Source organism: Synechococcus sp. R3-13, assembly GCF_047462195.1.
Lineage (GTDB): Bacteria > Cyanobacteriota > Cyanobacteriia > Thermostichales > Thermostichaceae > Thermostichus.
On record NZ_JANSIO010000139.1, the window covers coordinates 1 to 6,844 of the forward strand.

The following is a 6,844-nucleotide window of genomic DNA, read 5'->3' on the forward strand; positions in this document are numbered from 1 at the left end:
CCTCAAGGGCGGGGCTTCAGACCCAGTTTTTTCGGTGACTGCGATTAGTGCGATTTGACATTCGAGTTGAGATTTGCCGGCTGGGATCCCGCAGCAGACGGCGCTTCATAAGGCCCAAGATCCGGCTAGCCTAGACTAGGGGATTATAAGGTTTACAAAGTTGAATATCAGCCAGCCAAATGTCGGGATCCCGGTACAGCCAAGAGGACGTGCAGCAGATCCTGCAGCGAGCCATTGCCCGCCAGCCGCGCCTGGGCGAGTTCACCCGCTCCCAACTGCAGGAGATGGCCGCCGAACTGGGGATCTCCCCCCAAGAGCTGGATTTGGCCGAGCAGGAATGGAAGGCTTGGCAAGAGCTGAATAGCCAACACCGAGAATTTCAGCGCTACCGCCGTCGGCAGTTTTACCAATTGCTGGGCCGCTATGGAATTGTCAACAGCTTTTTGCTGAGCTTGGACTGGCTCTCCGGTGGGGGGCTATCCTGGTCGCTATTTATCCTCATGGGCTGGGGCTTGACCGTTTCCCTCAAGGGCTGGAACGCCTACCAAACAGAAGGTGAACGCTACGAGAAAGAATTTCGCCAATGGCAGAAGAAACGCCAGAAAGATCTCCGCCGCAAGTAAGCGCAGCCCACCCAAGAAGCCCGTCTCGCTGATGGAAATGGATTTCTCTCCAGACCTTGACTGGGGAGAGGTGCTATCATAGGCTTCCGGCATCAGTGAATGCCTGTGCGGGCGTAGTTTAATGGTAAAACCGCAGTCTTCCAAACTGCTGTTGTCGGTTCGATTCCGTCCGCCCGCTTCCTCCCACAAAATCCTAAGGGATCCCTTAAAGTGCCCTTCAGATTCTTCTTCACAGGTTGGGGCCGATCGTGGTGGTGCGGCGGATGGGTTGACCCTTTAGAGTCTTGCCTTCTACTGTTTTCACCCAGCCTTGTCCTGGCACAAATCGGTACTGCACAGAGGACTGGGTGCCACCAAGCAGATCCCCTTCGGCATTGAAAACATGAGCCTCGCGCTGCCATTGTCCTGGCCCCGTCGGTGTGCCCCTCGATTCGGTGGTGTAGGTTTGGTCGCGGGCATTGCTGAATTGGCCGCTGCGCTGCCAGCCTTGCCCCGCTTGGCCCTCAGTAAGGCTTGAGCTGCTGCCTACCGTCTCGCCCTGGGCATTGTGCACCGTGGTGCTGCCCTGCCGTTGCCAGCCCTCATTCGTGCGGGTGGTGGTGTGCTGATGGTTCAGGTTCCAGGTCTGACCTTGTTGGGTAGTGACTTGGCCGGAGTAGTCTCCTTGGATCCCTTGACCGGGAATGAGTTGCCGGGATCCCTGGCCGGAATAGGTGCCACTACCCGATCTGCCACTTGGCCCGGTGCCAGTGTAGGTGCCGGAGTGAGTGAAGGTGCGCCCACCGCGCGGGGCCAGGGATCCAGCCGTTGGCGTGGTGGCTGTGGCAGTGCGTTGACGGGGGCGAGCCTGCGCAAAGGGGGCAAGCGCCATCAGGAGGGCAATAGCCAACAACAGGCAAAAGCTTGCATTTTTCATCTTCATTCTCATTTTTCCAGACCCCTAGAGAGGTTGTCGATCATAACCCAGGCTCAGCCTTTACCCTGTCTGACTCTGACTTTGGCCTGAGGGTTCACCTCCCGAGGGGATCCCAGCCAGACATAACCTGCTCTTAATGTCGGTGCTGTAATCTCAGAGGTGCCTTTAGCGAATGCGACTGCATTTTTCTATGAATACCCGTCGTACTTTCCTGGCTGTTGCGGCTGGCCTGGTGGCTGCGTCTGCTGCTGCTCTTCTGGCTGCCGACAGCTTTGCTCAGTCTCCTGCCGAAGTCAAAGTTTGGATTGCCTTTACCGACAACCGCCTGGATTGGGCCCGCGGAAAAGCGGCAGAGTTCAACAAGCAATTTCCTCAATACAAAGTTACGGTCGAAGGCTACGGCAACTATGAAGAAATTCAGCAAGCCACCGACCTGGCCATTCAACAAAATGCTGCTCCTTCGGTGGTGCAGTGGTTTGAGGTGGGCACCCAGCGGGCACGGGATTTTGGTTACTTCAAGTCCATTGCCGAGGCTCTGGGCAATCGCACCGAAGTGAACGGGATCCCAGTGAATTTCGACGATTTTATTGAGCCGGTGGTGAGCTACTACACCCTGGATGGCAAATTTACCTCCATGCCCTGGAACAGCTCCAGCCCCATTCTCTACTCCAACACGGCCATCTTGAAGAAGGCTGGGATCGAAAAGCCGCCGGCCACCTGGCAAGAGCTGGAGGCTGCTTGTCAAAAGATCATGGCCCTCCCCGACGCTCCCCAGGGCTGTGTGACCTGGCCCAATCACGGCTGGTTCTACGAGCAGTGGATGGCCCAGCAGAATGCCCTCTTGGCCAACAACGACAATGGCCGTGCCGCCCGTGCCACCCAGGTCTTTTTGGACTCGGAGCCGTCAATTGCCATCGCCACCTGGTGGAAAGGGATGTATGACAAAGGCTACTACATCTACAGCGGCAAGCAGCGGGATTGGGCAGCCACCGAGCAGGCCATCCAGACCGGTACCGTCGCCATGGCCATCACCAGCAGCGCCGATGCCGCCAACATCACCAATGCCGCCAAGCAAAACAACATCGAGCTGGTCACCACCCGCATGCCCTACAACGCCGACAAGGGTTGGACGGGGAACTTGATCGGGGGAGCCAGCCTCTGGCTGGTGAAGGATCTGCCCAAGGAGGTGGAAGAGGGGGCGCTGACCTTCATGCTGTGGCTCAATAACACCGAAAATGCTGCCGAGTGGCACCAAGTGACCGGCTACTTGCCCATTCGGAAAAGCTCGGTAGCTTTACTGGAGTCGAAGGGCTGGTTCAAGGAAAACCCCAACTTCTTCACCGCCAGCGACCAAATTAATAATTCCAAAGTGACCCCTGCCACCCGTGGGGCGCTGCTGGGGGCCTTCCCTGAGATTCGCAACGTGGTAACCCAAACCATGGAGGATCTCATGGTGAAGGGCGGGGATCCAGCCCAGGCTATGGCCAAGGCCAACCAGGAGGCCAACCGCCTTCTAGCCGAGTACAACTCCCTCTACCAGTAACCTGGATGTCGATGGGCTGACGGTGTCATTGAGGGATGGGGGTGGGCGGCAGCCTGCCCCTTTTTGGGTTTTGACGAGGCTCTTGTGAAGAGCAAAGCCGAGGTGAGAGGCATGTTGGGATTCGTCCAAGTGTTGGTGCCGCTGTTGGCAGGGTTGCTGGGATCCCTCTGGATGGGGCTCCGTTTTCGACGCATCGAGTGGCCTGTGCCGGTGGGGGCAGTGCTGGGGGGCCTAGCAGGAGGGCTGGGATCCCTGATTTTTATGGCGCCCCTGGATTTTTGCACTTTTGAGCCGGAGCGCAAGGCCATCGACATGGCCTTTGGCGTGGGGCTGGTGCTGGCGGGCATGGCCATTCCCCTCTGGCCGCTGTTGGCCTGGACGCAGAAGGAGCAGGAGCGCCGCCTGGGGATCCCCGGCCCAGCTGTTCAGGAGAGGGGCATCTTTAAGCAGTGGTGGCTGGCGTGGCTGCTCTTGTTGCCCACCTTCACGATCTTGGTGGTGTTTCTCTACTACCCAGGGCTGGATACCTTCCGCCTTTCCACCCTGCTCACGTTTGTGGGGGCGCCGCGCAGCCGCTTCGTCTGTGTGGATAACTTTACCGCTTTGCTGACGGATTCCACCTATCTGCGCAGCCTGGGGATTACCTTTGCCATTTCGGCGGCCATCGTGGTGCTGGGGTTGAGCGGATCCCTGTTGATTGCCACGCTGGCCTATCAGCCGATTCGGGGGGCGGCGATTTATCGGGTGTTGCTGATCTGGCCCTACGCCATCTCTCCGGCGGTGGCCGGGATCATCTTCTTTATCATGTTCAACCCCTTGGGAGGGGTGGCCAACCATTTGCTGGGCCTGGTGGGGATCCCCCGTTTAAACTGGCTCAGCGATCCCAACTTGGCCCCTTGGGTGGTGATCTTTGCTAGCGTTTGGAAGCAGATGGGCTACAACATTTTGTTTTACCTTGCCGGCCTGCAAAACCTGCCCAAGGATTTGCTGGAAGCGGCTGCCATCGACGGGGCCGGGGCAGTGCGTCGCTTTTTTGCCATCACCCTACCGCTGCTTTCTCCCATCACCTTCTTTTTGGTGATTACCAACATGACCTATGCGTTTTTCGATATCTTTGGCACCATTGACTTGCTGACTGCTGGGGGCCCTTCCGGATCCACCTCGGTGTTGATCTACGAGATCTACAAAATCGGAGTGTCTTCAGGCAATTTGGGTAGGGCTGCCGCGCAATCCATCGTCCTGTTTCTCATTGTGGTGGGGCTGACGATCCTGCAATTTCGCACCACCGAGCGGAATGTAACCTACGGCGGATAACGGCTGTCTCTGCTGCAACGCAATGATCCCAGTTCTCAGTGGGCAAGGGGAAAATCGGCAAGAATGGGGGTAGAGAATCTAGGGATCCTCGATGGCCCCAAAATCCAACGCCTCGACTTGCTGGCGCGACTTCGGGAAGCTGGGCATGCTGCTGGCGGCCACTCTGCTGCTTTGGCTCCTCTGGGGCTCCATAGCGGGCAGCCAAGCCCGTCTCAACTTCAACAACGCCGATCTGCAAGGTCAAGATCTATCCGGCCAAGATTGGCGGGGCAGCAGCTTTGTCAGCGCCAACCTGCAGGGCGCCGATCTGCACGGGGCCAACCTTTCGGGGGCGGCATTCACCAAGGCCAATCTGGCGGGGGCCAACCTATCCGGTGCCGATTTGAGCAATAGCCTTTTGGATCTGGCCAATTTGGCAGGAGCCGATCTCAGAGGGGCCAAGCTCACGGGAGCCATTGCCGCACGGGCGGTTTGGCAAGGAGCGCAGATTGCCGGCGCCGATTTCAGCGAAGCCTATGTGGATCGGGCGGCAAAGCGGCAGTTGTGTGAGCGAGCTGAGGGATCCCACCCGATAACCGGCGTAACCACCCGTGAGAGTTTGGGCTGCCCTTGAATCAGGGCCGGCAAAGGTGAAGAAAACAGGATCCCTGAGCCCCGTCGGTCAGATTGGCCTCTAGATTGGGTGAGGTGTCGATAGTGCCCCAACCATGAGCAAGCCCAGCTTTGCGGTGATCGGCCTAGCGGTGATGGGGGAAAACCTGGCCCTCAACGTCGAGCGCAATGGCTTCCCGGTTGCCGTCTACAACCGCACCAGCTCCAAAACCGACCAGTTCATGCGGGAGCGAGCCCAAGGCAAACGGATCACCCCCGCCTACAGCCTGCCGGAATTGGTGCAACTGATGGAGCGGCCCCGCAAATTCTTGATCATGGTCAAGGCGGGTGCGCCGGTAGACGCGGTGATTGACGAGCTTAAACCCCTGCTGGATCCGGGGGATATCATCATCGACGGCGGCAACTCCCTCTACACCGACACCGATCGCCGTGCCGAAGCCCTCGCCCCCACCGGGATCCACTTTGTCGGCATGGGAGTGAGCGGCGGGGAAGAGGGAGCCCTGAACGGCCCCAGCCTCATGCCCGGCTGCAGCCCAGAGGCTTACCAACAACTGGAGCCCATCTTGACCAAAATTGCCGCTCAAGTGCCAGACGGCCCCTGTGTCACCTACCTGGGGCCAAAAGGGGGCGGGCACTACGTGAAGATGGTGCACAACGGCATCGAATACGGCGATATGCAGCTGATCGCCGAGGTCTATGACCTAATGCGCAGGGCCTTGAAGCTGTCGGCCTCGCAGATGCAGGAGATTTTTCAGGCTTGGAATGAAACAGAGCTGGAATCTTTCCTAATTGAAATTACCGCCAAGATTTTCCAAACCCTGGATCCGGAAACCGGCAAGCCGTTGGTGGATCTCATTCTGGATAAGGCTGGGCAAAAAGGCACCGGTTTGTGGACAGTCAAGGACGCTCTAGATCTGGGGGTACCAGTGCCCACCATTGAAGCGGCAGTGCAAGCTCGTATCCTCTCGTCGATGAAAGAGGAGCGGGTGGCTGCCTCTGCCCGGTTGAAGGGGCCCGACGCAACTTTTGCAGGGGATCCCGACTGCTTTATCCAAGATCTGCGCGCTGCTCTCTATTGCTCCAAAATCTGCTCCTATGCTCAGGGGATGGCCCTGCTCAAAAAAGCCACCGTTGCCCACGGCTACGTCTACACCTTCAGCGAGATTCCGCGGATTTGGAAGGGGGGCTGTATCATCCGCGCCCGCTTCCTGGGCGAGATCCAGTCGGCCTACAAACGGGATCCAGAGCTGGTGAACCTGCTGTTGGATGAGGAATTCGAGCAGGCCATCCGGGAGCGGCAGGGATCCTGGCGGCGGGTGGTGTCCACGGCGGCTGCCCTGGGGATCCCGATCCCGGCTATCAGCGCTTCTTTGGCCTACTACGACAGCTACCGTACCACCAACCTGCCCCAGAACCTCACCCAAGCCCAGCGGGACTTCTTCGGGGCCCACACCTTTGAGCGCATCGACAGGCCGGGCGTCTTTCACCATGAGTGGAATGCCAGTTCGCGTTAGCAATGCCTAGCATGAGGTGTTCTCCAATCGCCTTCCACTCAGGAGAAGAATGGATGGCGAGCAGCCCAGCTCCGGCCAAAACAAGCCTCTAGACCTGTAGGCGAAAGGACTCCGCTCCACTAGCGCATTTGCCGAAGCCTCATGTGGCGATATAGTTGTTTCAGTTTAGGCTGAGACAGACGGGCTACTGAGAAAAACCTTCTGGCCTTCTGTATTCAAGGTTCTGGTTGTGGGTTCAATGTCCTAGGTCGTGTTGATCTTATGTTGAGATAGAGAGAATAATTTATGGAGGAAAGAGGATGAAGTTGGTTTTTTAGATGAA

6 protein-coding genes and 1 tRNA gene are annotated in these 6,844 nt (G+C 58.0%); 6 read left to right on the plus strand and 1 reads right to left on the minus strand.

From position 1 onward, the window contains the following. Nucleotides 1-179 precede the first annotated feature (179 nt). Nucleotides 180-623 carry a 2TM domain-containing protein gene (locus NW856_RS04550; protein WP_414357553.1) on the plus strand — a complete coding sequence of 148 codons (444 nt, stop codon included), beginning with the start codon at nt 180-182 and terminating at the stop codon, nt 621-623. A 107-nt stretch (nt 624-730) separates the two neighbouring features. Further along, nucleotides 731-801 (plus strand) — tRNA-Gly (locus tag NW856_RS04555). Nucleotides 802-852: 51 nt separating this feature from the next. Here NW856_RS04555 and NW856_RS04560 read toward each other — a convergent pair. Beyond that, nucleotides 853-1,539 carry a hypothetical protein gene (locus tag NW856_RS04560; RefSeq protein WP_414399324.1) on the minus strand — a complete coding sequence of 229 codons (687 nt, stop codon included), beginning with the start codon at nt 1,537-1,539 and terminating at the stop codon, nt 853-855. Between the two features lie 172 nt (nt 1,540-1,711). On the opposite strand from NW856_RS04560, the gene NW856_RS04565 reads away from it, so the two are divergent. The 4 genes from NW856_RS04565 to gndA all read left to right on the plus strand — a co-directional run bounded on the left by NW856_RS04565 (nt 1,712) and on the right by gndA (nt 6,522). Next, complete coding sequence (locus NW856_RS04565; RefSeq protein WP_414399325.1) at nt 1,712-3,082, plus strand: ABC transporter substrate-binding protein; 1,371 nt, start codon at nt 1,712-1,714, stop codon at nt 3,080-3,082. Between the two features lie 111 nt (nt 3,083-3,193). Beyond that, the gene (locus NW856_RS04570; protein ID WP_414329418.1) at nt 3,194-4,396 is read left to right on the plus strand and encodes a carbohydrate ABC transporter permease; all 1,203 of its coding nucleotides are present in this window, start codon (nt 3,194-3,196) and stop codon (nt 4,394-4,396) included. A gap of 91 nt (nt 4,397-4,487) precedes the next feature. Then, nucleotides 4,488-5,009: a pentapeptide repeat-containing protein gene (locus NW856_RS04575; RefSeq protein WP_414329417.1), complete on the plus strand. Its 522-nt coding sequence runs from the start codon at nt 4,488-4,490 to the stop codon at nt 5,007-5,009. Nucleotides 5,010-5,103: 94 nt separating this feature from the next. Further along, entirely contained in the window at nt 5,104-6,522 is a 1,419-nt protein-coding gene (gndA, locus tag NW856_RS04580) for an NADP-dependent phosphogluconate dehydrogenase (protein ID WP_414399326.1), read from the plus strand. Nucleotides 6,523-6,844 lie beyond the last annotated feature (322 nt).